Raw genomic sequence first — 25,968 nt, 5'->3', positions numbered from 1 at the left:
CTCAGGCCGTCAGCATGCTTGCGGCGGCGCCAACGAGGTCCTGCTGGGTAGCCGGCTTGTCGACCACCACCGCGCCGTCGCATTTCCGTTGCATCGCGTCGGGCAGAGCTTGTCCGCTGTAGAACAGGAAGGGGATGCCGCGTTCGGCCAGCAGATCGCTGACATTCTCAGTCGTCGCATTCCCGAGGCGTATATCGAGCACGGCGAGAGAAAGCGGCTCGTTTCTGGCCGCATCCAAGGCGGCTTCCAGCGTCATGCATGGCCCGACAATGTCGGCGCCGGCGTCGCGGAATGCGGCCTCCATGTCGAGCGCGATCAGAAGCTCGTCCTCGGCGACCAGAATTCTGGCGCCGGCAAGAGGCAGGTTATGATCAGCTTTCCGCTCCATTTTGCGGGCTCTCCGGGAGCTTGATCTCGATTGTGCAGACGACGCCGTCTGGCCGGAAATCACGGTGCACCGTCGCTCCTGGCAAGCTCTTTTCGATCAACACGCCGCCGAAACCCTGTTCGGCCGGCGATTCGACCGGCGGACCACCGCGTTCCTCCCAAGTAACCGCCAGCCGCCGGTCCTTGTTCCCCACCTTCCAGCGGAGGCTGACCTGCCCGTCTGCCGTGGCGAAAGCGCCGTATTTGGCAGCGTTGGTGGCAAGCTCGTGAAGGACGAGACCGAAGGGCGTGGCGATATCCGGCGTCAGCATGACCGGCTCTCCCTCTATCTGCAGCCTGCGCCCGTCGGTGCCCGTGTGGGCCTCGAGCTGGCTGAGCGCCAGGGCGCCGAGCTCGGCCCCGCTCCATTCCGAATCGACGAGAAGCTTGTGAGCGCCCGCCAAGGCGTCGAGGCGCCCTTCAAAACGCTGGACGAAGTCCTCGCTCGAATGAGTGGTGCGCAAGGTCTGGCGCGCCAAGGATTGCACGACGGCGAGCGTGTTCTTCACGCGATGGCTCAATTCGTTCAGCAACAGCTGCCGGCGCCGTTCCCAGCGCTTGCGATCGGTGATGTCGCGGGTGCTTTCCAGGACAAGCCGACGGTCGCCGAGGGGAACGAGCTCGATCTGGCTTTCCACCGTCAGCACCTGGCCGTCTTTCGTCGTGTGATGCAATTCGCCGCTCCAGCGGCCGGTTTCGAGCAGGGTTTTCCTCAGCTTGTCGAAGGATGAGCCCGGAACGGCAGTCTTGAGGAGCTGTTCTTTCTGCTTGCCGAGGGCTTCCTCGCGCGAATAGCCGTCGAGCTCTTCGCTGCCGCGGTTCCACTGCTTGATGCCGTCGTCGAAGTCCCAGACGAATATTGGCGAGCGAGACAGCTCGACCAGGCGCATTTCCTGGTCGAGGCGCTGTTCGCTTTCCCTCACTGCCGCTTCGGCATGACGGCGCTCGGAAATGTCGACAAAGGTCGCGACGACGCCATCAATCTTGTCGTCGATCGTGCGATAGGGACGCATTCGCACAAGATACCAGCCGTTGTCGTTGCTCTTGATCTCGCGTTCGATCGGCGCAAGGTTCTCTAAGACCGAGCGCGCATCCTCGGCCAGGCCGTCATATTTCAGATGATGGGTAAAGTCGGTGATCGGCCGTCCTTCGTCATTCTGGGTGACGTTGAAAATCTCCATCAGGCGCGGCGTGAAACGCTTGATACGGAGCGACGGGTTGAGGAAGAGCGTCGCGACGTCTGTTGCCGACATCAGGTTCTGCAGGTCGCTATGGGCTCGCGAAACGCTTTCGAGCTTCAGCTTGAGCTCGTTGTTGACGGTCTGCAGCTCTTCGTTGATCGACTGCAGTTCCTCCTTGCTCGTCTCGAGCTCTTCCGCCGTCGACCGATACTCCTCATTCATCGACTGAAGTTCTTCGTTGGCGGCACGCAGTTCCTCCGTGGCCGCCTCCGATTCTTCCCTCGTCGCGCGAAGCCGACTTTGCGCAAGTTGCAGTTCTTCCTGCAGTTGCCGCACGGCCTGCGTGGACGGAGGATGGCCGTCCACCCTCTCGGCGGGACCTGCGGATGGGTCGATCACATCGCCTTCGATGAACAGCACCAGGGCATGCCGGGTCGGGTCGCTTCCGTGGAGGACCGGCTTCACCTGAACGTAGACACGATGCGGCTGCCCGTCGAGTTGGGCGAGGATCGGCATGCTCAGGGTCGCTTCGTTCCGCTCGAAGGCGCGGTGGAGCGCTGCCCGAAGGTCGAATCGGAACTCCTCGCGCACGAGGTCCGTCGCATCGGTACTGACCGGCCCGCCCGATGGCCGTAGAAAGCGACCGGCGTTTCGGGAACCCAGACCCGGATGCTGTCACCGGCCTCCTTTCCGTCAAACAATTGCGGAATGACTTTATTCGCAAGCGATTTGAAGGCCTCCGGATCGCGAAAAAATGTCGTAACCGATATTAGAAAGTCGCTGAACAGCGCCTGCGCTTCCTCCACCTTCTCGCGCATACAGGCGTAGTAATCGGCGAGCGTCTCCTTCCTGGTCACCTGCGCCCGCCGTCCGATGCGCCGAAGAATGGTGGCGCGCTTGTACTGCGAGAAATCATGTCCGGTCCGCACGCGCACATGCGCCAGGATCCGCCCGAGGAGATCTTCATCGCCGGATAGCACATGGCCGGGAGGAAGGTGGTCGCGGCTGGCCAGCAGTTCGCTGAGCCTCTCGGGAAGTTCGCGGATGGGAAGGACGAAGTCGGCGACTTCCGTGGCGATGGCATTGCGAGGCATCGAAGCATATTCCGCCTCGCGCGGATCCTGCACGAGCACGATGCCGCCGGCCTCCTTGATGGCCTTGACGCCGATCGAACTATCCGCCCCTGCGCCGTGAGAACGACGGCGAAACCGGTTCCGTGCTGCTCGGCAAGCGACCGAAAGAAAACGTCGATCGGAGCGCGGGCTGCACGGGGCTGCTCGAATGGAAGCGCGGAGATGGAGCCGTCGGCGATCTTCAGCCGCCGATTTGGCGGGATGACATAGACGTGGTTGCTTTCCAGTTCCGCCTGGTCCTCGATCTGCGTCACAGGCATCTGCGTGCGAGACGCCAGGATGCTGGCCAGTTCGCTCCGGGAGCGCGGATCAAGGTGGATGATGACAACGAAGGCCGCACCGGTATCGGTCGACATGTGTTCGAAGAAGGTCTGAAGTGCCTGCACGCCCCCTGCCGAGGCTCCGATGCCAACTATCGGCGGATCGAATTTCTGATCCATGCTCAATCTCCCCGACAACGTTGCCCGATCAGCCACGCTCTTGGCTCGACGTGTCTTCCACTCCGGATTCGGATTTTGCGGCCATTCTACTTCGAAAGGCGACTCCAGTGTAATTTGTTATGACAGCGGATCAAGCGGCCCAACAGAGGTGTTGGGAAAATCTTCCCCCTTACTCTTGCCATGGGGCACGGCACAATCCGACCGTCGAACCTATCCGCACGTGGAACGTTGTGGGAAGAATGGAGCATGCCATGGGCAGCCGCGACGTAATTGCTATTGGAGGGTCGACGGGGGCAATTGGCGCCGTCAAGCAGCTGCTTCGCGCGCTTCCTCCCGAATTCGCCGCCACCCTATTCATCGTCATTCATGTCGGCGCGCGCGGAAAGAACCTGCTCTCAGAGATCTTCAAGGAACACATCGCCGTTCCAGTGACGACGGCGAGCGACGGCGAGCGGATCGAAGCCGGTCATGTCTATGTCGCGCCCGCTGACCATCATCTTCTCGCCGTAGACGGTATCGTCAGGCTCGGCCGAGGACCGCGCGAGAATCTGGCTCGACCGGCGGTCGACCCGCTCTTCAGATCGGTTGGCATGACTTACGGCACCCGAGCCGTCGGAGTGGTCCTGACGGGGATGTTGAACGACGGCGCGGCGGGTCTTGCCGATCTCAAGCGCTGCGGCGGCGTAACCGTGGTGCAGAACCCGCAGGATGCGGCTGCACCCGACATGCCGCTCGGAGCCCTGAAGGCGAGCGACGTCGACTATCGCGCTTCGCTTGCGGATCTGCCTCAGCTGCTCGTCCAGCTCACGAGCGAGGCGGCCGGACCGCCGGTTTCTATACCGGATGACCTCAGACTCGAGGTCGATATTGCGCTGGGCCGGCAGATCGACCCTGAAGCGATCGCCACCATTGCCGACGCCGTTCCCCTGTCCTGCCCCGCTTGCGGAGGCGTTCTTTCACAGATGAAGAGCTGGCCGCCGCTCCGCTTCCGTTGTCAGGTCGGTCATGCCTATACGTCAGATACGCTGGCGGCCGAGTCGGAGGGTTCCGTCGACGAGGCGATGCGGGTGGCGCTGCGGATCATCGAGGAAAGGGTGACACTCTGCGAAAAGATGGCCGACGATGCGCGGCGCAGCGGTCGAGACGCCGCAGCCGCCGCCAACACCCGGCGGGCCGACGAGGGCCGCGAGCATGAGGAAACCTTGCGCCGTGCCATTCTCGGCAAGACCGCCGGCGCGGCCGACGAGGTCGAGGAAGTCGAATAGTGCCGCTTGCAAGACCCCTCCCCAACCCTCCCCGCAAGTGGGAGGGGCGAGGCCATCGCGAGCGACTTCCATGTCCAACCGCCGGGGATGCACAAGGTTGCTGCAATACTTTGCAGGCGGCGGTCCGAGACGAATGTCTGTGGTGAAGGCAACGCGGCCCGCTAAGCCCCTCCCCCTTGTGGGGAGGGTTGGGGAGGGGTTAACTTAACTCCGTGGTCGCCTAATGCGCCTCGTCCCAATTCTGCGCGGCGCGCGCGTCGACCTTCAGCGGCACCTTCATGTTGAGCGCCGGCATTGCGGCATTCTCCATCACCGAGACGATCACCGGAAGAGTGCGCTCGATTTCGCTCTCCTCGACCTCGAAGATCAATTCGTCGTGGACCTGGAGCAGCATGCGGGCGGAAAGCTTCGCCGCTTCCAGCGCCGGTTCCATCTTCACCATCGCCCGGCGGATGATGTCGGCGGCCGAGCCCTGGATCGGCGCGTTGATCGCCGCGCGCTCGTTGAAAGCGCGGTGCGAGGGATTGGAGGAGCGGATATCCGGGTAGTGGGCGCGGCGGCCGAAGATCGTTTCGACATAGCCGTGCTCGCGGGCAAAAGCCTTGGTGTTCTCCATATAGTCGCGAATGCCGGGGAAGCGCGCGAAATATCTCTTGATGTACTCGCCCGCTTCCGAGCGCTCGATCGAAAGCTGGTTGGCGAGCCCAAAGGCCGAGATGCCGTAGATGATGCCGAAATTGATCGCCTTGGCGCGGCGGCGGATCTCGCTCGGCATCCCCTCCACCGGCACGCCGAACATCTCCGATGCGGTCATCGCATGGATGTCGACGCCATCGGCAAAGGCTTGGCGAAGCTGCGGAATCTCGGCCACATGCGCCAAGACCCGCAGCTCGATCTGGCTGTAATCGGCCGACACCAGCCTGTGGTCCGGGGTCGCGATGAAGGCAGTCCGGATCTTGCGGCCCTCGGTAGTCCTCACCGGAATATTCTGCAGGTTCGGCTCGGAGGAGGAAAGCCGCCCCGTCGTGGTGGCGGCGAGCGCGTAGCAGGTGTGGACGCGCTTCGTCTCCGGATGCACGAAGCCGGGCAAGGCGTCGGTGTAGGTCGATTTCAGCTTGGTGAGCTGGCGCCAGTCGACGATCTTGCGCGGCAGTTCGTGTCCGACGGCGGCAAGCTCTTCGAGCACCGAAGCGGAGGTCGACCATTGACCGGTCTTCGTCTTCGAGCCGCCCGGCAAGCCCATCTTGCCGAACAGGATGTCGCCGAGCTGCTTCGGCGAGCCGATGGTGAAGGTTTCGCCGGCCAGCCGGTAGATCTCGTCTTCGAGCGCTGCGGCGCCCTGCGCCAGTTCGCCCGAAAGGCGCGAGAGGATCTGGCGGTCGACGGTGATGCCGCGCTCCTCCATCTGAGCCAAGACAGCGACCAGCGGCCTTTCGAGGCGTTCATAGACGCGCGTCAGGCCCTTGGCGGCCAGCCGCGGCTTCAATACATGCCAGAGACGAAGCGTCACCTCCGCGTCCTCGGCGGCATAGGCGGTCGCCTTGTCGATGTCGACGAAATCGAAGCTCACCGACGCCTTGCCGGTGCCGGTGACGTCCTTGTAGGGAATAGGCACGTGGCCGAGCCAACGCTCGGAAAGCGAATCCATGCCGTGCCCGCCATTGCCGGCATCGACCACATAGGACATCAGCATGGTGTCGTCGAAGCTCTGCAGGACGATGCCGTGCCGCTTCATGACCAGATAGGCGTATTTCAGGTTCTGGGCGACCTTGAGCACCGACGGGTCTTCCAGCAGGACCTTTAGCCGGCTCAACGCCTCGCGCGCCGGCACCTGGTTTTCCACCATGCCACCGCCCAGAAGATCGCTGACGCCGTTCCTGTGGATCAGCGGCACATAGGCGGCGCGGATGGTACCGCCCAGGGGATTGTTGCCGTAATCGGCAAACGCCATCGAAAGGCCGACGAGCTCCGCCCGCATCGGGTCGAGCGAGTTGGTTTCCGCATCGAAACCGAGGACGCCCGCCTCACGGGCATCGGCGATCCAGCGGTCGAGGGTTGCGAGATCGCGGATCGTCACATAGGCCGAATGGTCGAAAGGCGCCTTGGCGAAATAGTCGGCGCGCGCCTGCGCCAGCTCCTGGGGCGTCGCTCCGGTGACATAGGCGTCACCCTTGCCCGTGAGGAAGGAAACCGCAGCCTTGGCGGCAGTGCCGCGCGGCGGCGAAGCGCTCGACGATGCCGGCGTCGGCGGCGGACCGGCCGCCTCGCCGACGTCGAGATCGGGCCCGTGCGCCTCGGCGCCCCATTCGACCGGCACATGCGCCGGTTCGATCGCCTCCGCATCCGTCTCGGTCGCCGCGGCGACGCGGCGCGTCAAAGTGTTGAATTCCATCGTCTTCAGGAAGGCGATCAGCCTCGGTCCGTCCTGCGAATCGAGCCGCAGATCCTCGAGCGGCACGTCGAGCGGCGTGTCCTTCTTCAGGGTGACGAGCTCGCGCGACAGGCGCGCCTTCTCGGCATTGGCGATGATCGCCTCGCGCCGCTTCTGCTGCTTGATCTCGCCGGCCCGCGAAAGCAGCGTGTCGAGGTCGCCATATTCTTCGAGGAGCTGGGCCGCCGTCTTCGGGCCGATGCCGGGAATGCCCGGAACATTGTCGGTGGAATCGCCGGTCATCGCCTGGAGGTCGATCATCTTCTCGGGCGGCACGCCCCATTTCTCGATGACGTCGGGAATGGTGATCTGCTTGTCCTTCATGCTGTCGTACATCGACACATTGGCGGTCACCAATTGCATGAGGTCCTTGTCGGAGGAAACGATGGTGACGCCGGCGCCCGCTTCCTCGGCGAGCCGCGCATAGGTGGCGATCAGGTCGTCGGCCTCGTAGCCTTCCTTCTCGATGCAGGGCAGGTTGAAGGCGCGGGTGGCGTGGCGGATCAGCCCGAATTGCGGGATCAGGTCCTCCGGCGGCGCCGTGCGGTTCGCTTTGTACTGGTCGTAAAGCGTGTTTCGGAAGGTCTTGGAGGAATAATCGAAGATCACCGCGAAATGGGTCGGCGTCACGCCGACCGACGTGTCGCGCGCATCGGTCAGCAACTTCCAGAGCATGTTGCAGAAGCCTGCCACCGCATTGACCGGAAGCCCGTCCGACTTGCGGTTGAGCGGCGGGATGGCGTGGAACGCCCGGAAGATGAAGCCCGAGCCGTCGACGAGGAAGAGATGATCACCGTTTTTCATGCGGCCATGGATAGCGCGGGGGGAGGCAAAGGTCCATTGCGGTTTTCGCCCGAAGCCTCACGGAAACGTTACGCATTTGTAATGTGCGGGCGGGCCGGACAATCCTTGAAAAGCCACATTTGAATCCTCAAATCAGGGTGAGCGGCACTGAAACGATGCCGTCGTCTGGTGATTGGCCTGTCCCCCGCCCGCACCAGATGTGGACAAAGGCCTCATCCCCCTCTCCGGGCCTTTGTCCCGCTTTCACGAAGCCGCTACGGCGCCGCCTCCGCGCCGTGGCGGTTTTTGTTTGGGGCTACTGCATGTCTCCTTGGATCGACCGAGGAGAAAGACATGCAGCAATCCAAAGTGCTACAGCGACCTTTGCGCGGCTGATAAGACGCGCGCCGCTGTAGATCCCACTCCATCGCCTGCTTTGTAACTTGTCTTCATGCCGATTCGGGCCTACGCATGGGCATGGCCTTCGATCGTATGGACTCCGCGACATATCTGGCCAGCCTGCTGGCAAGGAGCTTCTCGCGCGCGCTGCAGCAGCGGGCACAGAAGCTCGGTTTCGCCCCGGGGCAGTTTCCCATTCTGCTGGAACTGTGGGCCGTAGACGGGCTGACTCAGAAGCAGCTTCTCGACCGCCTCGACATCGAACAGGCGACCATGGCCAATACGCTCGCCCGGATGGAGCGCGACGGACTCGTCATCCGCCGCAAGCATCCGAACGACCGGCGCTCGCAGCAGATCTTCCTGACGGAGCAGGCCCGGGGCATGGAGGCGGCGGCGAAGGAGGCGGCACTGGCGGCGGAGCAATCCCTGCTCTCCGGTTTCCGGCGCTTCGAGAAGGAGCTCATGCTCGAATATATGCGCATGGCGCTCGCCAATGCGGCGCGCAGCGGCGACGCCTACTGACTGCCATCCGGACAATTTGTCGTTGCATCAAAAGATTTCGCTTAAAGCCGCCTCCATTCGATTCTAGGTTCGCCCGCGAAACCCACAAAGGATTCGCATGATGGCAGACATCACCCCCGTGCTCGAGCGCGCCGACGCAAACCTTCCTGAGAGCCTTGAGCGGCTATTCGATCTCGTCCGCATCCAGTCCATCTCGACCGACCCCGCCTTCAAGGCCGAGTGCCGCAGGGCGGCCGAATGGCTGGTGGCCGAACTCCAAGCTCTCGGCTTCGAAGCCGCGGTGCGCGACACGCCCGGCCATCCGATGGTGGTCGCCCATCATGCCGCCACGAAGGCCAGCGCCCCGCATCTGCTCTTCTACGGCCACTACGACGTCCAGCCGGTCGATCCGCTCAACCTCTGGGAGGCTCCTCCCTTCGAGCCGGGGATCAAGGAGCTCGAGCCCGGCCGGAAAGTGATCACCGGTCGCGGCACCTCCGACGACAAGGGGCAGCTTATGACCTTCGTCGAGGCAGTGCGAGCCTACAAGGAGACGCAGGGGGCGCTTCCCTGCCGCATCACCATTCTCTTCGAAGGCGAAGAGGAATCCGGCTCGCCCTCGCTGAAACCCTTCCTCGAGGCGAATGCCGCCGAGCTCAAGGCCGACTATGCGCTGATCTGCGACACCGGCATGTGGGACCGCGAGACGCCGGCGATCTCGGCGGGCCTGCGCGGTCTCGTGGGCGAAGAGATCATCGTCAAGGCGGCGGACCGCGACCTGCACTCGGGCCTTTTCGGCGGGGCCGCGGCCAACCCGATCCACATTCTCACCGACATCTTGGCCGGATTGCACGACAAAACCGGCCGCGTGACACTCGACAATTTCTATGACGGCGTCGAGGAGACGCCGGCCGAGATCAAGGCGAGCTGGGAAATGCTCGGCCGCACGGCGGAGAAATTTCTTGGCGATGTCGGTCTTTCCATTCCCTCCGGCGAGAACGGGCGCTCGGTGCTGGAACTGACCTGGGCGCGCCCGACTGCGGAGGTCAACGGCATCACCGGCGGATATACCGGCGAAGGCTTCAAGACGGTGATCGCCGCGCAAGCCTCCGCCAAGGTCTCCTTCCGCCTCGTCGGCGACCAGGATCCGGCAAAGATTCGCGAGAGCTTCCGCGCCTATGTCCGCTCGAAGATTCCTGCGGACTGCTCGGTCGAGTTCCACGGCCATGGTGCTTCGCCGGCTATCCATCTTCCCTACGACTCGGCGCTTCTCACCACCGCCAAGACGGCGCTCTCCGCCGAATGGCCGAAGCCGGCGATCGTCGTCGGCATGGGCGGCTCCATCCCGATCGTCGGCGACTTCCAGAAGATGCTCGGCATGGAATCGCTGCTCGTCGGCTTCGGCCTCGCCGACGACCGCATCCACTCGCCCAACGAGAAGTACGAGCTGACATCCTTCCACAAAGGCATTCGCTCCTGGATCCGCATCCTTGATGCGCTTGCGGCATGACTCTCGTTAGCCGCTGCGAAGGCGTTCGCGGCGGCTGACCCTCAATGAAAGGACATCCAATCAGATATCCGGCCAGCGCTGCTTGACCTCACCGCGCCGGAATGCTTCCCTTTTGAAAAGCACAGAATGGGAATGGGCTGTTGGCAAGGGTGAGTATCGAGGCATCGCGTCTCCAGCGCGATTCTTTCTGCGACGGCGGATATGCCCGTTCTGGCAACGCCCTTCATGCCTGCACAAGCCGCGGTCGATCCATCGCCCTGGCGCCAGCATGACACGGCTAAAGGCATATTTCTGGCCCGCCGTGGGGCTGGCGGCAATCGTTTTTTCGGTGCGTGCGCTGGTCCATGAACTGCGTGGACTTTCACTGAACGAGTTCATTGTCAGTTTCCAAGCGATCTCGATCGGAAGCTGGTCGCTGGCCATAGGCTCGACCCTCGTCGCCTATGCGGCCCTTGCCGCCTATGACAAGCTGGCGCTCGACCATCTCGGCCACCGCATCTCGATCTGGTTCATCACGCTCTGCTCGTTCACGACCTATGCGCTGTCGCACAATCTCGGCGCCTCGGTGTTCTCCGGCGCCGTGGTGCGCTATCGCGCCTACCGTTCCAAGGGGCTGACGCCCGGCGAGATCGGCATTCTCGTCGCCTTCTGCTCCTTCACGTTCACCCTCGGCACGCTGATGCTGTCGGCAATCGTGCTGCTCGCCAAGCCGGACATCATCGAACGCTTTGCCGAGGTGCTGCCGATCGAGATGTCGCTGACGACGGGCGGCCTGCTCCTGACGTTTATCGGTCTTTACATCCTCGGGAGCCTGGTCGGGCTTCGGCCGCTGCGCACCCGATGGTTCCAGCTTCACTACCCGCGGCCGGCGATCGTGCTCCGGCAACTGGTGATCGCCCCGGTCGAACTGCTGGGCGCCGCCGGCATCATTTACTTCGCGCTGCCGGAAGCCGGCAATCCCGGCTATGTCGTCGTTCTCGGCATCTTCCTCGCCTCCTTCTCGGCGGCGCTGCTCTCCCACGCGCCGGGGGGGCTCGGCGTGCTCGAACTCGTCTTCATCGCCGCACTGCCCGAGATGGATCCGGCCGACGTGCTGGCGGCGCTGGCAATCTTTCGGCTGCTTTATCTTTTGATCCCGTTCGTCTTGGCGCTTGTCATCATCTTCGTCTTCGAGCATTCGCGCTTTCTGGAGCAGCGGGACGCGAAGGGTCGTAGCTGAGATCGCCGGATCGGGAGCCTTGCCCCTCATCCCGCTGCCGCGATCTTCTCCCTGCATGCGGGTCGAAGGGGTATGCCGCGCCGGCTTCCGTTCCCTCTCCCGTCATTACGGGTGAGCGGCAAATGCAAGCGCCCTCAAGGCGCGTTGCACTCTCCCGGAATCGCCTCGTCGATCGGTCCCTCTGCCGCCTCGAGGCGCGCCGTCTCGATCTGGTAGGGTGTGAACGGCGGGACCTGCGGCGAGGGATTGATGATCCGTGCGACATAGCAGCCGGAGAAGAAGCGGATCTTGCCTTGCTGCTCGACCGACTTGATCGCCACCGGCACGGCCGAGTAGATGCTGCCGGCGGCACCCTCGGTCGTCACCTTTCCGATCCGGATGTCAACCGATTCGGTCTTGGCGTAACCATCGGCGAAGGCCTTGAACTCGCCGAACGGCTTCGAATCGCCGAAATAGGCATAGGCCCTGGCATATTCCTTGCGGTTGATGGCGTTATAGAGCGAGCGAACGAGCGCCGCCCCGTCGGAACGGTCGTCGACATAAGGGATGGATTCTTGCGCCCTGACCTCGGCGCTCAACGCCGCCAGGGCTGCTGCCAATAATGGCAGCATGATCGAACGAAGCCTCATCGTCTTCCTTTCGCAAGGATGAACATGGCCGGCCGAATCGCCGACCAAAGGCCCGTAGGATTGGTCATGATCACGACGATTTTGAGTTGAGGCGACCGAACCGTCCTATGCCGGCGGCAGTCCCGCCTTGCGCCTTGCGACCACCCGCTCGCGCCAGACGGTGAAGATGCCGGCCGCCACTACCAGCAGCGATCCGAGGATCATGTTCGCCGTCAGGGTCTCTCCGAAGATCGTCACACCCATGATCGAGGCGAAGACGAGCTGAAGATAGGTGAGCGGCTGCACCGCCACCGCATCGAGCAGGTCGTAGGCGCGGATGAGGAAATAGTGGCTCAGGCTGCCGGTGACGCAGAGGAGGATCATCCACACCCAGTCCGGACCGGACAGCGTCGCCCAGAAGAACGGGCCGACGAGGCTGATCGCCGCGGCGCCGACGACGCCGGTGTAGAAGAAGCTGGTCATCGCCGAATCCTCGCGGCTGACGAGCCGCGTCGTGATCGCATAGACCGCGAACATCAGCGCCCCGGCGAGCGGCAAGAGGAAATCGACGTCGAACGTTCCCTCTCCCGGCTTCAGGATCAAGAGTACGCCGACGAGGCCGGCCGTGATCGCCGACCAGCGGCGCCAGCCGACGCGCTCGCCGAGAAGCGGCATCGACAGCAAGGCGACGAAGATCGGCGTGGCCGCCAGGATTGCCTGCGAATGGGCAAGGCCCACGACCGTGAAGGCGGTGATCACCACGACGATCTGCGCCGGCAGCAGCACGCCGCGCGATATTTGCAGCAGCGGCCTCTTCGTCACCGCGGTGGCGCGGAGCCCTGCCGGCGACCGCCACGCCAGCGTGACGGCAAAGGCGGCAAAGGCCCAGTAGCGGATCATCGCCACGAAGACCGGCGGATAGTTGGAGCCGAGATGTTTGGAAAGCCCGTCCTGGATCGAGAAGATGACGATCGCCAGCAGCGCGAAGACGTAGCCGTTAGCCTTGGATCCCATGGGCTCGTCGATACACGCGTCCAGCAGCTTAAACCACGACTTTCTCGGGGCGCGCGCCACAGTCGCTGCGAGAAGCGGGTGCGTTGACAGAAAAAGACCCCGAGCCGGGAGGAGGTGGCGTCGGGGTCTTTCAAACTTGGCCGGTTCCTGGGAGGAGGAGTGAAACCGACCCGCATCGGGCGCCGCGGGAGGAGGTGCAGCGCTTCGATGAGGATGATCATAAGTCATTCCGGCTGATTTAATAGCGACAATGTTGCATCGCAGCATTGCAGTGAATGCAAGGCGGGCGAATCATCGGCCGCGTGACCGGCGTCTCGGCGCGCTGTTCCAGCCAGCCGCTCCCGGATACGCTCGCGATTGACTGTCATGGCCTCGGAGGTCGGATTCCAGTCATTGCACCATTCCGAGGGGAAACCGCTGAGCAGGTCTTCGGCCTCGCGATAGGTCGGCCGATAGCCACGCCGCTGCATTTCCGCGATCAGGCTCACCTGCCGCTTGGCGAGGTAGGAAAGCCGGCTGTAGAAGAACCGGACATGGCCCTTGCCGAGCGTATAGGCGGGCGGATTTCGTGGATCGCCCGGGGTCTCGCCGCGCGCGATGGCCGCCCGCACGAGCGCAAAGACGCGCGGCAGTTCGCGATATTCGGCGAGCAGATGCGGGCCACTCAGTTCCGAAGGTGGAATGCAGTTTATTCTGGTCACTGGCGCCGATCCGTTTTCCTGGAACGCCGGGCCGCTGCCGGTCCTCGCATTCCATATCTAGTGTTATGCCTGTCGGGCACAAGGCCGCCGCAGCGGCCCTTCCAATGGCAGGAAGCGCGGCCGGCGCCGCCAAGGTTTTGAAGGCGTTGGGTTTTTCCCGAGCGTCAATTCTTAACTCCCCCTTAAATTGCCGCATTTACAGTCGAGGGATCGGCATGGAGCGGAGCGGCAGGACCGGCGCCGCACGACAATCGCGCCGCCGGTGTCGCCTGGAGCGACGATCAACCGGTTCGGCTTCAGGGGACAATCCTTCCGGCATGGCGAGCAGAAACTCAGGGCAGCGGATCGAGCCTTCCTTCGGCGGCGACTACGATGACGACGACGATCTGCGGGTCGATGCGAGCGATCGCGTCAGCGGCAGCGGACGCAAGGCCACGCGTGCACGGCCGAGCGGCAAGGGCGGCCGCGAAACGCGCAGCCGGCACAGCCGCGGCGGCGGGTCCGGCGGCGGCTTTTTCGCCCCGCTGCGGCGGCTTGCCTATTGGTGCGTCGTGCTCGGCATCTGGGGGGCGATCGGCGTCGGCGGGCTGGTGCTCTATTACGGCGCGCGCATGCCGAGCGCGACGAGCTGGTCGATCCCGGAACGGCCGCCGAACGTCAAGATTCTCGCCGTCAACGGCGACATCGTCGCCAATCGCGGCGCCACCGGCGGCGAGGCGCTGGCGCTCGAGGACATGTCGCCTTACATCCCGCAGGCGGTGATCGCCATCGAGGACCGCCGCTTCTATTCGCATTTCGGCGTCGACCCGCTCGGGCTGGCGCGCGCCATGCTGACCAATCTGACGAGCGGCCGCATGGTTCAAGGCGGCTCGACGCTGACGCAGCAGCTTGCCAAGAACCTGTTCCTCTCGCCGGAGCGGACGCTCGAGCGAAAGGTGCAGGAGGTGCTGCTCGCCTTCTGGCTGGAGCAGAAATACACCAAGGACCAGATCCTGGCGATGTATCTCAACCGCGTCTTCTTCGGCTCCAACGCCTATGGCGTCGAGGCAGCGTCGCGGCGCTACTTCAACAAGTCGGCGCGCGACGTCAATCTCGGCGAGGCGGCGGTGCTGGCCGGCCTCTTGAAGGCGCCGTCGCGGCTTTCGCCGGCGCGCGACCCTCAAGCCGCCGAAGCGCGCGCCCAGGTGGTGCTCGGCGCCATGCGCGAGGAAGGCTTCATCAGCGATGCCGAGATCAAGACGGCGATGTCGCAGACGCCGACCCGGGCGAAGAGCTTCTGGTCGGGCGCCGAGCATTATGTCGCCGACATGGTGATGGACCAGCTTCCCGGCATGATCGGCGAGATCAAGCAGGACCTGATCGTCGATACCACCATCGATCTGACGCTCGAGAAGAAGGCCGAGGAGGTGATCGCCGCCACCCTCGACGGGGAGGGCGGCAAGCTCAACGCCTCGCAGGCGGCACTCGTGTCGATCGACGGCACCGGCGCGATCCGGGCGCTGGTCGGTGGCCGGGACTATGCGGAGAGCCAGTTCGACCGGGCTTCCAAGGCCAAGCGCCAGCCGGGCTCGGCGTTCAAGCCCTTCGTCTATGCGGCGGCGCTCGAAATCGGCCGCAGCCCCATGTCGGTCAGGAACGACGCGCCGGTCAGGATCGGCAATTGGACGCCGGAGAACTACGACCAGAAATATCGCGGCGAGGTGACCCTTGCCGATGCGCTGGCCAATTCGCTGAACACCATCGCCGCCCAGCTCGTCATGGAGGTGGGACCGCCGAACGTCGTCAAGCTCGCGCATCGCCTCGGGATCGATTCCGAAATGCAGGCCAATGCATCGATCGCGCTTGGCACGTCCGAGGTCACGCTCGTCGAGCTCACTTCCTCCTACGCACCCTTCATGAATGGCGGCTTCAAGGCGACCCCGCATGTCATCCGCCGCATCTCCACCGCCGACGGCACGGTGCTCTACGAAAACACCTATGACAACCCGCCGCGCGTGCTCGACCCGGCGATCGTCAGCGAGATGAACCGGATGATGGTGCGGGTGCTGACCGACGGCACCGGCAAGAAGGCGCGGCTGCCCGACTGGGAGGCGGCCGGCAAGACCGGCACGACGCAATCCTTCCGCGACGCGCTCTTCGTCGGCTATACGTCGAATTTGACCACCGGCGTCTGGTTCGGCAATGACGACGGCAAGTCGATGAAGAAGGTGACCGGCGGCGGGCTGCCGGCCAAGGCCTGGCACGATTTCATGGTCGCCGCCCATCAGGGACTTTCGCCTTCGCCGCTGTTCGGCACGACCGGTGTCCAGCCGGTCTTCGACGAGACCGGCCCCGTCGCCGGCGGCGAGGCCCTGCCTGACCGCTTTGGTGATCCCGCAGCCTTCCCGGAACGGCCAGCGACAATGGACGGTGCAGTCGCCGCCGATCAGTCCCGCCCGATGGAAGAGCCGGCGGGCGGCCCCATCCCGCCGGCAGGCGTCGGAGAGACGACCGGCGCGACCCGGCGTACCACGCTTTTCGAGCTCCTGACCGGGGGTTGAGCGCGGCGCACACCGCAAGGCCAGCCTGACGGATCGCTGGCGCACCTATCGCGCGCGCCGGTGCCCTGTTCAGGACCGCGGAGAGGCGGCTTGCTTTTGCCCCTGATCCGCCCGCAGAATGCCTTGCAGTCCGAAACGCCGGTCCTTATATACGCCGCATCGGCGCAGCCGCGGCTGCGATGAAATGCAAACGACCATCCCGTTAGGGGCTGTCCCATGAATGCCTGACCGGGTTCCGACAGTCCGCTGCAAGGAGAGAACGACATGGCTAAAGTTATTGGTATCGACCTCGGAACGACCAACTCCTGCGTCGCCGTGATGGACGGCAAGGACGCGAAGGTAATCGAAAACGCCGAAGGCGCACGCACAACCCCGTCTATGGTGGCTTTTTCCGACGACGGCGAACGTCTCGTCGGCCAGCCGGCCAAGCGCCAGGCGGTCACCAACCCCGAAAACACCCTTTTTGCGATCAAGCGCCTGATCGGCCGCACCTTCGAGGATCCGACCACCCAGAAGGACAAGGGGATGGTCCCCTACAAGATCGTCAAGGCCGACAATGGCGACGCCTGGGTCGAGGCGCACGGCAAGAGCTATTCCCCGTCGCAGATCTCCGCGATGATCCTTCAGAAGATGAAGGAAACCGCCGAATCCTATCTTGGCGAGAAGGTCGAGAAGGCCGTCATCACCGTCCCGGCCTATTTCAACGACGCCCAGCGCCAGGCCACCAAGGACGCCGGCAAGATCGCCGGCCTCGACGTGCTGCGCATCATCAACGAGCCGACCGCGGCAGCACTCGCCTACGGCCTCGACAAGAAGGAAGGCAAGACGATCGCCGTCTACGACCTCGGCGGCGGCACCTTCGATATTTCCGTGCTTGAAATCGGCGACGGCGTCTTCGAGGTGAAGTCCACCAACGGCGACACCTTCCTCGGCGGTGAAGACTTCGACATGCGTCTCGTCGAGTACCTGGCTGCCGAGTTCAAGAAGGAACAGGGCATCGACCTCAAGAACGACAAGCTCGCACTGCAGCGCCTCAAGGAAGCTGCCGAAAAGGCGAAGATCGAGCTGTCGTCCTCGCAGCAGACCGAGATCAACCTGCCGTTCATCACCGCCGATGCGTCCGGTCCGAAGCACCTGACGATGAAGCTGTCGCGCTCCAAGTTCGAGAGCCTGGTCGAGGACCTGATCCAGAAGACCATCGCGCCGTGCAAGGCGGCCCTCAAGGATGCCGGTGTGTCGGCTGCCGAGATCGACGAAGTCGTTCTCGTCGGCGGCATGACCCGCATGCCGAAGGTCCAGGAAACCGTGAAGCAGCTCTTCGGCAAGGAGCCGCACAAGGGCGTCAACCCGGATGAGGTGGTCGCCATGGGCGCTGCCATCCAGGCCGGCGTGCTGCAGGGCGACGTCAAGGACGTGCTGCTCCTCGACGTGACGCCGCTGTCGCTCGGCATCGAAACGCTCGGCGGCGTCTTCACCCGCCTGATCGAGCGCAACACGACGATCCCGACCAAGAAGAGCCAGGTCTTCTCGACCGCCGACGACAACCAGTCCGCCGTGACGATCCGCGTCTCGCAGGGCGAGCGTGAGATGGCGGCCGACAACAAGCTGCTCGGCCAGTTCGACCTCGTCGGCATTCCGCCGGCACCGCGCGGCATGCCGCAGATCGAAGTGACCTTCGACATCGACGCCAACGGCATCGTCCAGGTTTCGGCCAAGGACAAGGGCACCGGCAAGGAGCACCAGATCCGCATCCAGGCCTCGGGCGGCCTTTCCGACGCCGACATTGAGAAGATGGTCAAGGACGCCGAGGCCAATGCCGAGGCCGACAAGAAGCGCCGCGAAGCGGTCGAAGCCAAGAACCAGGCCGAAAGCCTGATCCATTCTTCCGAGAAGTCGCTGAAGGAATATGGCGACAATGTTTCGGAGACGGATCGCAAGGCGATCAGCGACGCGATCGCGGCGCTGAAGACCGCCGTCGAAGCGTCCGAGCCGGACGCCGAGGACATCAAGGCGAAGACCAACACGCTCATGGAAGTCTCCATGAAGCTCGGCCAGGCGATCTATGAAGCCCAGCAGGCCGAAGCGGCGCACGCGGATGCGGCCGCCGACGCCAAGCGCGACGGCGACGATGTCGTCGATGCCGATTACGAGGAAGTCAAGGACGAGGACGACCGCAAGCGGTCGGCATAAGGTTCGCGTCCTCGGACGAACAGGGCCCGGGAGCGATCCCGGGCTTTTCTGCATACCGAGACCTCGCCGTGACATGAAAAGCCGGCCGATGAGGCGGGTAGGCGAAGGCATCACGAGGCGATAAGGACGGGAAATGGTGCGGGAACACCATTATTCCCGTCAAAAAACCACGCGGACGACGTTTGGGCTATGGTATCGCGCTTCAAGGTTTACTAAATCCTGTGGCAAGATAATCAGGGTCGGACCCTTCGCGCTGGCAAGCCTTGTCAACTGGACAACCGTTGAAGCATGAAACGTGATCTTTACGAAACGCTTGGCGTTCAAAAAAACGCGGACGAGAAGGAGCTGAAAAGCGCTTTCCGTAAACTGGCGATGAAATATCACCCGGACCGCAATCCCGGGGACCAGGAAGCGGAAAAATCCTTCAAGGAAATCAACGAGGCCTATGAGACGCTGAAGGACCCGCAGAAGCGGGCCGCCTACGACCGATACGGCCACGCCGCCTTCGAGCAGGGGGGCATGGGAGCCGGATTCGGCAATGGCTTTGCCGGCGGCGGCGCCGGCGGCTTCTCGGACATTTTCGAAGACATCTTCGGCGAGATGATGGGTGGCCGGCAGCGTCGCTCTTCAGGCGGCCGCGAACGCGGTGCCGATCTCCGCTACAATATGGAGATCACCCTCGAGGAGGCGTTTTCCGGCAAGACGGCGCAGATCCGCGTGCCGACTTCGGTCACCTGCGACGTCTGCACCGGTTCCGGTGCGAAGCCGGGCACCAGCCCGAAGACCTGCGCCACTTGTCAGGGCTCAGGCCGCATCCGCGCCGCCCAGGGCTTCTTCTCGATCGAACGCACCTGCCCGACCTGCGGCGGCCGCGGCCAGACGATCACCGATCCCTGCACGAAATGCCATGGCCAGGGCCGGGTCACCGAGGAGCGCACGCTGTCGGTCAACATTCCGACCGGCATCGAGGACGGCACCCGCATCCGCCTTTCCGGCGAGGGCGAAGCCGGCCTGCGCGGCGGCCCGTCCGGCGACCTCTATATTTTCCTGTCGGTCAAGCCGCATGAGTTCTACCAACGGGACGGGGCGGATCTCTACTGCAGCGTGCCGATCTCGATGACGACGGCCGCCCTCGGCGGCAAGTTCGACGTCACCACTCTCGACGGCACGAAATCGCGCGTCACCGTGCCGGAGGGAACCCAGGCCGGCAAGCAGTTCCGCCTGAAGGGCAAGGGCATGCCGGTGCTGCGCTCCAACCAGACGGGCGACCTTTATATCCAGATCCAGATCGAGACGCCGCAGAAGCTCACCAAGCGCCAGCGCGAATTGCTGCAGGAGTTCGAGCAGATCTCGTCGAAGGAAAATAATCCGCAATCGGCGGGCTTCTTCTCTCGCATGAAGGATTTCTTCGATACGCTGAGCGATTAGTTCGCCTCTCACATTTGCCCCTCTCCTCGGGTTTAACCCGGGGACTAGCCCTCTCCCGTCATGACGGGGAGAGGGGACTGGAGGGCGCGGTTTACCCCTTCTCCCCATCAAAATGGGAGAAGGTCGCGGCAGCGGGATGAGGGGCGCCACACACAACACACACCCACTCTCACATGGCAGCGGCAGGCCAGCCCAGCACCGCAGCCAATTGCCAGATACCAGAGATCACAAGCGCCGAACCGGCAATCCGCGACAGGATGCGCCCGGCCGGCAGCAGCTTTTCGGCCAGCACGAAGACAGCGATCGCGGCGATCCATAAGACATTCATGACGCCGCCGACGAACAGGAGGCCCATCAGCGCCCAGCAGCAGCCGACGCAATAGAGACCGTGGCGGAAGCCCAGCTTCGCGGCGCCGCCCGGATCGCTTCGGAAGCCGCCGTGCCGCTGCAGGAAAACGATCGGCGCCTGGCATTGGGTCAGGCAGGCGTCCTTGAGCGGCGTCCATTGGTAAAGGCCCGCGACGACCAGCACAATGCCGCTGAAGAGACGACTGGCGCTTGCGAGCGCCGGGGTCAGCAGGATGCCTTCGATCAGCCATTGCCCGAGCGTAGCGACCAGGGCAAAGCCGGCCCAGACGGCGAGATAGCCGCCGGTGAAGTAGCCAGCCGAAGCAAAAGGCTTGCCGTCGCGTAGGCTCTGCCGTCCGACACGGGCATAGAGAAGGATCATCGGCGACGCCGAAGGAAGCATCATGCCGACCATCATCACCACCCACATGGTCAAGGTGATGCCGGCCTCGACGGTGCCCCAGGGACGTGGCGACATCCCCAGCACCCAGTCGAGCGGACCGGCGCTCGTCCCGCCTCCCATGTCCATGTCCATATCCATGTCCATGCCGGGTTCCATGGGCATGGCTCCGTCGCCACCCGCCGCCGGCATCGGCATGCCGTCCATCCCGGCGGCCAGCCACAGGATGTAGATCCAGGCGATCGCTGCCAGAGCGGCGATCGCCGCCGCGACGATCGCCCGGTCGCGGCGCAACAGGGCTTCGAGCGTGGTGTCGGTCATGGTGTCAATGCACCACGCCGCGTTCGGTCATATGGATCCTGGCGAAATGGGCGTGCGAGTCCGCTAGCGAGAGCGGCAGGACACCGGTCGTGTCGGCCCAGCCCCGCCCCATCTCGCAGGTGTCGTACTCGAACCCGTTCGGCAGGTTGAGGCGGGCGCGATGCGAATCGCCGGTCACCGGATTGAGGATCGGCTCGCCACGCGCCTCCATCCATCCCGGTACGCGGACGCGCGCCGTCCGCTTCTCGATGTCGACCTCGAAGTCGATCGGCGCGAAGACCGGATCGTGGAACGTCTCGAAGGTCGTCGAGAACACCTGGAAGAAGGTCGCACCGGGTTCGGTGTCCTGGCCGCTCATGATGCGCAGCAGCGCCTCGCGCTGGGCGTCCGAGGCGCGCTCGTCGACGATCGGCACGACTTCGCCCCTGCCCTCGTGGATGGCACCCGGCCAGGCGACGATCATCCCGCACCTCAGGCCGTCGAGTCGCGTATCGCCGTGATGGCCTTCCTCGATCTCGATCACCCCCACGGCGCTGCAATGCCCTTGCGTCGGCAGGGCATTGAACTGGCAGGGGCAGCCATAGGCGCAATTGCAATGAATGAATTCGCGGCCCTTGATCGTCCATTTGACGTCCGTCATCGTCCCCTCCAGAGACAATTCCTCAGGCTACGAATATATACACCCCGCCGGAAATACTGCCAATGTCGCGGCGGCCCCCGAGCGCCGACCATTTCGGGGCGAGTCGGTCAGTCCATGTGCTGGCGGCTGCGCGCGCTCTCTAGCCGACGAGGTCGACCGCGTAATAGGAGAGGGCCGAAATCAGCGCGGCGGCGGGCATTGTTATCACCCAGGCGACGACGATGTTTCCGGCAATCCCCCAGCGCACGGCCGAGACGCGCCGGGCCGACCCGACGCCGATGATGGCGCCGGTGATCGTGTGCGTTGTCGAGACCGGAATGCCGAGCCAGGTCGCTGCAAACAGCGTGATGGCGCCACCGGTCTCGGCACAGAAACCCTGCATCGGATTGAGCTTTGTGATCTTCGATCCCATGGTGTGGACGATCCTCCAGCCGCCGAACAGCGTACCGAGCGCGATCGCCGCCTGGCAGGTGATGACCACCCAAAAGGGCACATGGAATTCCGGCCCGAGATAGCCCTGCGAAAACAGGAGCACGGCGATGATGCCCATCGTCTTCTGGGCATCATTGCCGCCATGGCCGAGCGAATAGAGCGAGGCCGAAACGAATTGCAGGCCGCGGAACGTGCTGTCGACGGCAAACGGCGTCTGGCGCACGAACAGCCAGGAGACGATCAGCACCAGCAGGAGAGCGAGCACGAAGCCGATGCCGGGCGACATGACGATGGCGCCGGCGGTCTTCAGGAGGCCGGACCAGACGATGGAGCTGAAGCCGGCCTTTGCGAGGCCCGCGCCGACAAGGCCGCCGACGAGGGCATGCGAGGAACTCGATGGGATGCCGAAGACCCATGTCAGGATGTTCCAGGCGATGGCGCCGATCAATGCCGCAAAGATGACCTGCGGCGTAACGATGCCGGGATTGATGATCCCCTTCCCGAGCGTCTCGGCCACGTGCAGGCCGAAAAACAAAAAGGCGATGAAGTTGAAGAAAGCCGCCCACATGACGGCATATTGCGGCCGCAGCACCCGCGTCGACACGATCGTTGCGATCGAATTCGCCGCATCGTGCAATCCGTTCAGAAAGTCGAAGAACAGGGCGACTCCGATGAGGCCCACAAGCAGCGGGAAGGCGAGTGTGGCGTCCATCAGACGTTCTCGATCACGATGCCGCTGATCTCGTTGGCAACATCCTCGAAGCGGTCGACGACCTTCTCCAGCTCGCCAAAGATTTCGCTGCCGATGATATAGGCCATGGGATTGGTGCTGCCATGGCGCTTGAAGAGGTCCTTCAGGCCCTGCTCATGCAGCTCGTCGGAACGGCCTTCGACGCGGGTGACCTCTTCTGCGATCGTGCTCAGGCGATGCGCATTGACGCCGATCCGGTTGAGGAGCGGAATGGCCTCGGCGACAAGGTGGGCAGCCTCGACGACTGCGGCGCCCATCGCCTGCATGCCGGGATCGAAGCTCTGCTGCTCGTAGAGCCGGATGGTCTTCACCGTCTTGTGCATCATGTCGATCGCATCGTCCATCGACTGGATGAGATCCTTGATGTCGCCGCGGTCGAAGGGTGTGATGAAGCTGCGGCGCACAGCGAGCAGGACCTCCCGGGTGATCCCGTCGGCCTCGTCCTCGAGCTGGACGATGCGGTCGCAATGACGTTCGATGTCCGGTCCGCCGGCGAGCAACGCCTTCAGCGCCTCCGCCGCCTCCAAGACGGTGCGCGAGTGCTGCTCGAAGAGATCGAAGAACCGGTCTTCACGGGGGAGGAGCTTGCGAAACAGGCCGAGCATCAGCGATCCATACGGTTGTCGATTGTCATGCCGCTGTCATATTGTACCTGCACGCCCGTGAAAAGTTCCGAAGCCGCGGAAAAACGGGGCTTTCCCACAGCGGTTTGGCGCAGGGCCCGGCCACGTGACCGGTCCACGCCTCGGGCGAGAGCCTTTCGGCTTGCCTCGGGCGAGAGCCTTTCGGCTTGCCTCGGCCGGGCTTTCGTCCTACCTGACAGGCACGTCGAACGCGGACCCGCAATGCCCCATAAGGTCTATCTCAGCCGCCTGAAACTCAGTGATTTTCGCAACTACGCGGCGCTGTCGCTCGAGCTCGACCAGCGCCATGTGGTGCTGACCGGCGAGAACGGCGCGGGCAAGACCAACCTTATGGAGGCGATCTCCTTTCTCTCGCCGGGGCGGGGGCTGCGTCGCGCGGCTTATGCGGATGTCGCCCGGGTGGGCGCGGCGGACGGTTTTTCGGTTTTCGCGGCGGTCGAGGGCATGGACGGGCCGGTGGAGATCGGCACGGGCACGGCGGGTGCGGAGGAAGGGCAGTCGCGCCGCCTGAGGCTCAACGGCACGCCGGCCCGCACCGTCGACGAACTCACCGACCATCTGCGCGTGTTGTGGCTGACGCCGGCGATGGACGGGCTGTTCACCGGTCCATCCTCGGATCGGCGGCGGTTTCTCGACCGGCTGGTGCTGTCGCTCGATCCCGAGCATGGCCGGCGCGCCAGCGAGTTCGACCGAGCGATGCGCAGCCGCAACCGGCTGCTCTCGGAATTCCGGCCGGATCCCGCCTGGCTGACCGCGATCGAGCGCGAAATGGCAGGCTTGGGCGTCTCGATGGCGCTTGCGCGGCTGGAAATGCTTGGGCTTTTGACGGCACTTGTGGAACGCAGCCAAGGCGGCGGCAGCTTCCCGTCCGCCGGTCTTTCGCTTGCCGGCTTTCTCGACGATTGTCACGGCCTGCCCGCCTACGACCTCGAAGAACGCTATCTCTCGATGCTCAGCGACGGCCGCATCCGCGATGCGGCGGCGGGGCGAACGCTCGAAGGGCCGCACCGCAGCGATCTCCTGATTCGCCACCGGGAAAAGGACATGGAGGCGGAACGCTGCTCGACCGGCGAGCAGAAGGCGCTGCTCGTCGGGCTCGTGCTCGCCCATGCGCGGCTCGTCGGCGACCTGACCGGGCACGCGCCGGTGCTGCTGCTCGACGAGATCGCCGCCCATCTCGATCAGGGGCGGCGGGCGGCTCTCTTCGACCGCGTCGACGAGCTCGGCGGTCAGGCCTTCATGACCGGGACGGACCGGGCGATGTTCGAGGCGCTCGGCGGACGGGCCTGCCATCTGACGGTTGCAAACGGCCGCGTTTCGGAGTGACATCCGCCTGCTCCATGGCGTGCTTTAAAAAAAGGCGCCGACAGGCATCCACGGAGACGGACATGACCGCAGCAGCACTCGACTCATCGGAAATCGCCCGTTACGCGCGCCATATCGTGCTCCCTGAGATCGGCGGCGCCGGACAGCAGAAGCTGAAGGCCGCGCGCGTGCTGGTCATCGGCGCGGGCGGGCTCGGCGCCCCGGTGCTGCAGTATCTCGCCGCGGCCGGTGTGGGCCGGCTCGGCATCGTCGACGACGACGCCGTCTCGCTCTCCAACCTGCAGCGCCAGGTCATCCACGCCACCGGTGATGTCGGCCGGCCGAAGGTCGAAAGCGCCGCGGCCGCGATCGCCGACCTCAACCCGCATGTGGAGGTCACGCCGCACGCGCTGCGTCTCGCGCCCGAAAACGCCGAGGCAATCTTCCAGCAATACGACCTCGTCGTCGACGGGTCCGACAATTTCGATACGCGCTATCTGGCGGCGGACACGGCGGAAGCGGCACGGGTCCCCCTCGTCACCGGCGCCGTCGGGCGCTTCGACGGCTCCGTCACAGTGTTGAAACCCTACGAGGCGGACGCCGAGGGGCACCCCAATCCCTCCTATCGCGATCTCTTCCCGACGCCGCCACCGCCGGGCGCGGTGCCGGCCTGCGCCGAGGCCGGCGTGGTCGGAGCGCTGACCGGCGTCATCGGCACGCTTCAGGCGATGGAAGCGATCAAGCTCATCACCGGCATCGGCGAGCCGCTTATCGGCCGGCTGCTGCTCTATGACGGCCTCGCGGCCAGCTTCAGCACGATCCGCTACCGGCGCGGCCGGGCTTGAGCGACGGAATGGAAACGCTCCGCCTCGACCCGGGCTTCGATCGCTACGAGGAGCTCCTGGCGCTGATCCTGAAATCCTTTGCCTCCATGGACGGGCGGATCGACCCGCCCTCCTCCGCCCATGCGCTGACGGTCGAGTCCCTGCGCCAAAAATCGAGGGACGAGGTCGGTTTCGTCGTCGCCGACGGCGCCGATCTTCTTGGCTGCGTGTTCTTGAAGCCCGAACCGGACTGCCTCTATATCGGCAAGCTCGCCATCGATCCCGGCCATCAGGGCAAAGGTCTCGGCCGACAGCTGCTTACCGCCGCGGAGGAGACCGCCCGAAGCCTCGGACTGCCGGCGCTCAGGCTCCAGACGCGGATCGAACTCACCGAAAATCACGCCACCTTCGCGGCCTGGGGCTTCGTCGAGACCGGCCGCTCCGCCCATCCGGGCTTCACCCGCCCGACATCGATCGAGATGCGGAAGATGCTGCGATAAGGGCGGCGTCCCGTATTGCCGCTCCCCACAACGA

The 25,968-nt window shown here is 64.2% G+C and carries 19 protein-coding genes and 1 pseudogene; 10 read left to right on the top strand and 10 right to left on the bottom strand.

Going from position 1 to position 25,968, the window contains the following annotated elements; all coding sequences use genetic code 11:
- Position 1 precedes the first annotated feature (1 nt).
- Together SS05631_RS18505 and SS05631_RS18500 are read right to left on the bottom strand one after the other, a co-directional pair.
- Entirely contained in the window at positions 2 to 388 is a 387-nt protein-coding gene (locus SS05631_RS18505) for a response regulator (protein ID WP_037422544.1), read from the bottom strand.
- A pseudogene (locus SS05631_RS18500) lies at positions 372 to 3,180 on the bottom strand (chemotaxis protein CheB). Before SS05631_RS18500 ends, SS05631_RS18505 begins: the two are co-directional and overlap by 17 nt.
- Positions 3,181 to 3,431: 251 nt before the next feature.
- Here SS05631_RS18500 and SS05631_RS18495 point away from each other — a divergent pair.
- Positions 3,432 to 4,445 carry a chemotaxis protein CheB gene (locus SS05631_RS18495; protein ID WP_037422608.1) on the top strand — a complete coding sequence of 338 codons (1,014 nt, stop codon included), beginning with the start codon at positions 3,432 to 3,434 and terminating at the stop codon, positions 4,443 to 4,445.
- Between the two features lie 220 nt (positions 4,446 to 4,665).
- Here the strand turns inward: SS05631_RS18495 and polA are convergent, their stop codons facing one another.
- Positions 4,666 to 7,680 (bottom strand): DNA polymerase I, encoded by a 3,015-nt coding sequence (gene polA, locus SS05631_RS18490; protein WP_037422547.1) that lies wholly within the window; start codon positions 7,678 to 7,680, stop codon positions 4,666 to 4,668.
- A 456-nt stretch (positions 7,681 to 8,136) separates the two neighbouring features.
- Here polA and SS05631_RS18485 point away from each other — a divergent pair, with 456 nt between their 5' ends.
- The 3 genes from SS05631_RS18485 (at position 8,137) to SS05631_RS18475 (ending at position 11,288) form a co-directional block, all read left to right on the top strand.
- Positions 8,137 to 8,580: a MarR family transcriptional regulator gene (locus SS05631_RS18485; RefSeq protein ID WP_037422611.1), complete on the top strand. Its 444-nt coding sequence runs from the start codon at positions 8,137 to 8,139 to the stop codon at positions 8,578 to 8,580.
- A gap of 97 nt (positions 8,581 to 8,677) precedes the next feature.
- Positions 8,678 to 10,069, top strand: coding sequence for a M20/M25/M40 family metallo-hydrolase (locus SS05631_RS18480; protein ID WP_083854175.1), 1,392 nt, complete (start codon positions 8,678 to 8,680; stop codon positions 10,067 to 10,069).
- A gap of 268 nt (positions 10,070 to 10,337) precedes the next feature.
- On the top strand, positions 10,338 to 11,288 hold the full coding sequence (locus SS05631_RS18475; RefSeq protein WP_037422550.1) for a YbhN family protein: 951 nt from the start codon (positions 10,338 to 10,340) through the stop codon (positions 11,286 to 11,288).
- Positions 11,289 to 11,422: 134 nt separating this feature from the next.
- Here SS05631_RS18475 and SS05631_RS18470 read toward each other — a convergent pair whose 3' ends face one another.
- From SS05631_RS18470 to SS05631_RS18460, 3 genes are all read right to left on the bottom strand, one after another.
- A complete protein-coding gene (locus SS05631_RS18470; RefSeq protein WP_037422615.1) occupies positions 11,423 to 11,917 on the bottom strand; it encodes a hypothetical protein in 495 nt (164 codons plus the stop codon).
- A 105-nt stretch (positions 11,918 to 12,022) separates the two neighbouring features.
- Complete coding sequence (locus SS05631_RS18465) at positions 12,023 to 12,910, bottom strand: DMT family transporter (RefSeq protein ID WP_050988314.1); 888 nt, start codon at positions 12,908 to 12,910, stop codon at positions 12,023 to 12,025.
- Between the two features lie 224 nt (positions 12,911 to 13,134).
- A complete protein-coding gene (locus SS05631_RS18460; RefSeq protein ID WP_083854176.1) occupies positions 13,135 to 13,611 on the bottom strand; it encodes a pyrimidine dimer DNA glycosylase/endonuclease V in 477 nt (158 codons plus the stop codon).
- 317 nt (positions 13,612 to 13,928) lie between these two features.
- Between SS05631_RS18460 and SS05631_RS18455 the strand changes: the two genes are divergently transcribed.
- The 3 genes from SS05631_RS18455 to dnaJ all read left to right on the top strand — a co-directional run bounded on the left by SS05631_RS18455 (position 13,929) and on the right by dnaJ (position 19,769).
- Positions 13,929 to 16,151 (top strand): transglycosylase domain-containing protein, encoded by a 2,223-nt coding sequence (locus tag SS05631_RS18455; RefSeq protein ID WP_037422553.1) that lies wholly within the window; start codon positions 13,929 to 13,931, stop codon positions 16,149 to 16,151.
- A gap of 264 nt (positions 16,152 to 16,415) precedes the next feature.
- On the top strand, positions 16,416 to 18,341 hold the full coding sequence (gene dnaK, locus SS05631_RS18450; RefSeq protein ID WP_037422556.1) for a molecular chaperone DnaK: 1,926 nt from the start codon (positions 16,416 to 16,418) through the stop codon (positions 18,339 to 18,341).
- A 288-nt stretch (positions 18,342 to 18,629) separates the two neighbouring features.
- Positions 18,630 to 19,769, top strand: a complete 1,140-nt coding sequence (dnaJ, locus tag SS05631_RS18445; protein WP_037422559.1) for a molecular chaperone DnaJ — start codon at positions 18,630 to 18,632, stop codon at positions 19,767 to 19,769.
- Between the two features lie 169 nt (positions 19,770 to 19,938).
- Here the strand turns inward: dnaJ and SS05631_RS18440 are convergent, their stop codons facing one another.
- The 4 genes from SS05631_RS18440 to SS05631_RS18425 all read right to left on the bottom strand — a co-directional run bounded on the left by SS05631_RS18440 (position 19,939) and on the right by SS05631_RS18425 (position 23,266).
- Complete coding sequence (locus SS05631_RS18440) at positions 19,939 to 20,838, bottom strand: DUF2182 domain-containing protein (RefSeq protein WP_037422562.1); 900 nt, start codon at positions 20,836 to 20,838, stop codon at positions 19,939 to 19,941.
- A 4-nt stretch (positions 20,839 to 20,842) separates the two neighbouring features.
- A complete protein-coding gene (locus tag SS05631_RS18435) occupies positions 20,843 to 21,478 on the bottom strand; it encodes a DUF1326 domain-containing protein (protein ID WP_037422565.1) in 636 nt (211 codons plus the stop codon).
- A 139-nt stretch (positions 21,479 to 21,617) separates the two neighbouring features.
- Positions 21,618 to 22,622 carry an inorganic phosphate transporter gene (locus SS05631_RS18430; protein ID WP_037422568.1) on the bottom strand — a complete coding sequence of 335 codons (1,005 nt, stop codon included), beginning with the start codon at positions 22,620 to 22,622 and terminating at the stop codon, positions 21,618 to 21,620.
- Positions 22,622 to 23,266 (bottom strand): DUF47 domain-containing protein, encoded by a 645-nt coding sequence (locus SS05631_RS18425; RefSeq protein WP_037422571.1) that lies wholly within the window; start codon positions 23,264 to 23,266, stop codon positions 22,622 to 22,624. The genes SS05631_RS18430 and SS05631_RS18425 overlap by 1 nt, the downstream gene beginning before the upstream one ends.
- Here SS05631_RS18425 and recF point away from each other — a divergent pair.
- From recF to SS05631_RS18410, 3 genes are all read left to right on the top strand, one after another.
- Positions 23,201 to 24,631 carry a DNA replication/repair protein RecF gene (gene recF / locus SS05631_RS18420; protein WP_083854177.1) on the top strand — a complete coding sequence of 477 codons (1,431 nt, stop codon included), beginning with the start codon at positions 23,201 to 23,203 and terminating at the stop codon, positions 24,629 to 24,631. The genes SS05631_RS18425 and recF overlap by 66 nt on opposite strands.
- Before the next feature lie 62 nt (positions 24,632 to 24,693).
- Positions 24,694 to 25,455, top strand: coding sequence for a molybdopterin-synthase adenylyltransferase MoeB (locus SS05631_RS18415; protein ID WP_037422577.1), 762 nt, complete (start codon positions 24,694 to 24,696; stop codon positions 25,453 to 25,455).
- An 8-nt stretch (positions 25,456 to 25,463) separates the two neighbouring features.
- Positions 25,464 to 25,934: a GNAT family N-acetyltransferase gene (locus tag SS05631_RS18410; protein WP_037422580.1), complete on the top strand. Its 471-nt coding sequence runs from the start codon at positions 25,464 to 25,466 to the stop codon at positions 25,932 to 25,934.
- The last annotated feature ends 34 nt before the right edge of the window (positions 25,935 to 25,968 follow it).

This window comes from Sinorhizobium sp. CCBAU 05631 (assembly GCF_002288505.1).
Lineage (GTDB): Bacteria > Pseudomonadota > Alphaproteobacteria > Rhizobiales > Rhizobiaceae > Sinorhizobium > Sinorhizobium fredii_C.
Note: the sequence above shows the minus strand (reverse complement) of the source record. Positions and strands in the feature narration are given on the sequence as shown.

What these genes read in the sequence shown, in the direction of transcription:
- SS05631_RS18505 (WP_037422544.1), bottom strand. Translation starts at nt 388, where the DNA reads ATGGAGCGGAAAGCTGATCATAACCTGCCTCTTGCCGGCGCCAGAATT.
- SS05631_RS18495 (WP_037422608.1), top strand. Translation starts at nt 3,432, where the DNA reads ATGGGCAGCCGCGACGTAATTGCTATTGGAGGGTCGACGGGGGCAATT.
- polA (WP_037422547.1), bottom strand. Translation starts at nt 7,680, where the DNA reads ATGAAAAACGGTGATCATCTCTTCCTCGTCGACGGCTCGGGCTTCATC.
- SS05631_RS18485 (WP_037422611.1), top strand. Translation starts at nt 8,137, where the DNA reads ATGGCCTTCGATCGTATGGACTCCGCGACATATCTGGCCAGCCTGCTG.
- SS05631_RS18480 (WP_083854175.1), top strand. Translation starts at nt 8,678, where the DNA reads ATGATGGCAGACATCACCCCCGTGCTCGAGCGCGCCGACGCAAACCTT.
- SS05631_RS18475 (WP_037422550.1), top strand. Translation starts at nt 10,338, where the DNA reads ATGACACGGCTAAAGGCATATTTCTGGCCCGCCGTGGGGCTGGCGGCA.
- SS05631_RS18470 (WP_037422615.1), bottom strand. Translation starts at nt 11,917, where the DNA reads ATGAGGCTTCGTTCGATCATGCTGCCATTATTGGCAGCAGCCCTGGCG.
- SS05631_RS18465 (WP_050988314.1), bottom strand. Translation starts at nt 12,910, where the DNA reads ATGGGATCCAAGGCTAACGGCTACGTCTTCGCGCTGCTGGCGATCGTC.
- SS05631_RS18455 (WP_037422553.1), top strand. Translation starts at nt 13,929, where the DNA reads ATGGCGAGCAGAAACTCAGGGCAGCGGATCGAGCCTTCCTTCGGCGGC.
- dnaK (WP_037422556.1), top strand. Translation starts at nt 16,416, where the DNA reads ATGGCTAAAGTTATTGGTATCGACCTCGGAACGACCAACTCCTGCGTC.
- dnaJ (WP_037422559.1), top strand. Translation starts at nt 18,630, where the DNA reads ATGAAACGTGATCTTTACGAAACGCTTGGCGTTCAAAAAAACGCGGAC.
- SS05631_RS18440 (WP_037422562.1), bottom strand. Translation starts at nt 20,838, where the DNA reads ATGACCGACACCACGCTCGAAGCCCTGTTGCGCCGCGACCGGGCGATC.
- SS05631_RS18435 (WP_037422565.1), bottom strand. Translation starts at nt 21,478, where the DNA reads ATGACGGACGTCAAATGGACGATCAAGGGCCGCGAATTCATTCATTGC.
- SS05631_RS18430 (WP_037422568.1), bottom strand. Translation starts at nt 22,622, where the DNA reads ATGGACGCCACACTCGCCTTCCCGCTGCTTGTGGGCCTCATCGGAGTC.
- SS05631_RS18425 (WP_037422571.1), bottom strand. Translation starts at nt 23,266, where the DNA reads ATGCTCGGCCTGTTTCGCAAGCTCCTCCCCCGTGAAGACCGGTTCTTC.
- SS05631_RS18415 (WP_037422577.1), top strand. Translation starts at nt 24,694, where the DNA reads ATGACCGCAGCAGCACTCGACTCATCGGAAATCGCCCGTTACGCGCGC.
- SS05631_RS18410 (WP_037422580.1), top strand. Translation starts at nt 25,464, where the DNA reads ATGGAAACGCTCCGCCTCGACCCGGGCTTCGATCGCTACGAGGAGCTC.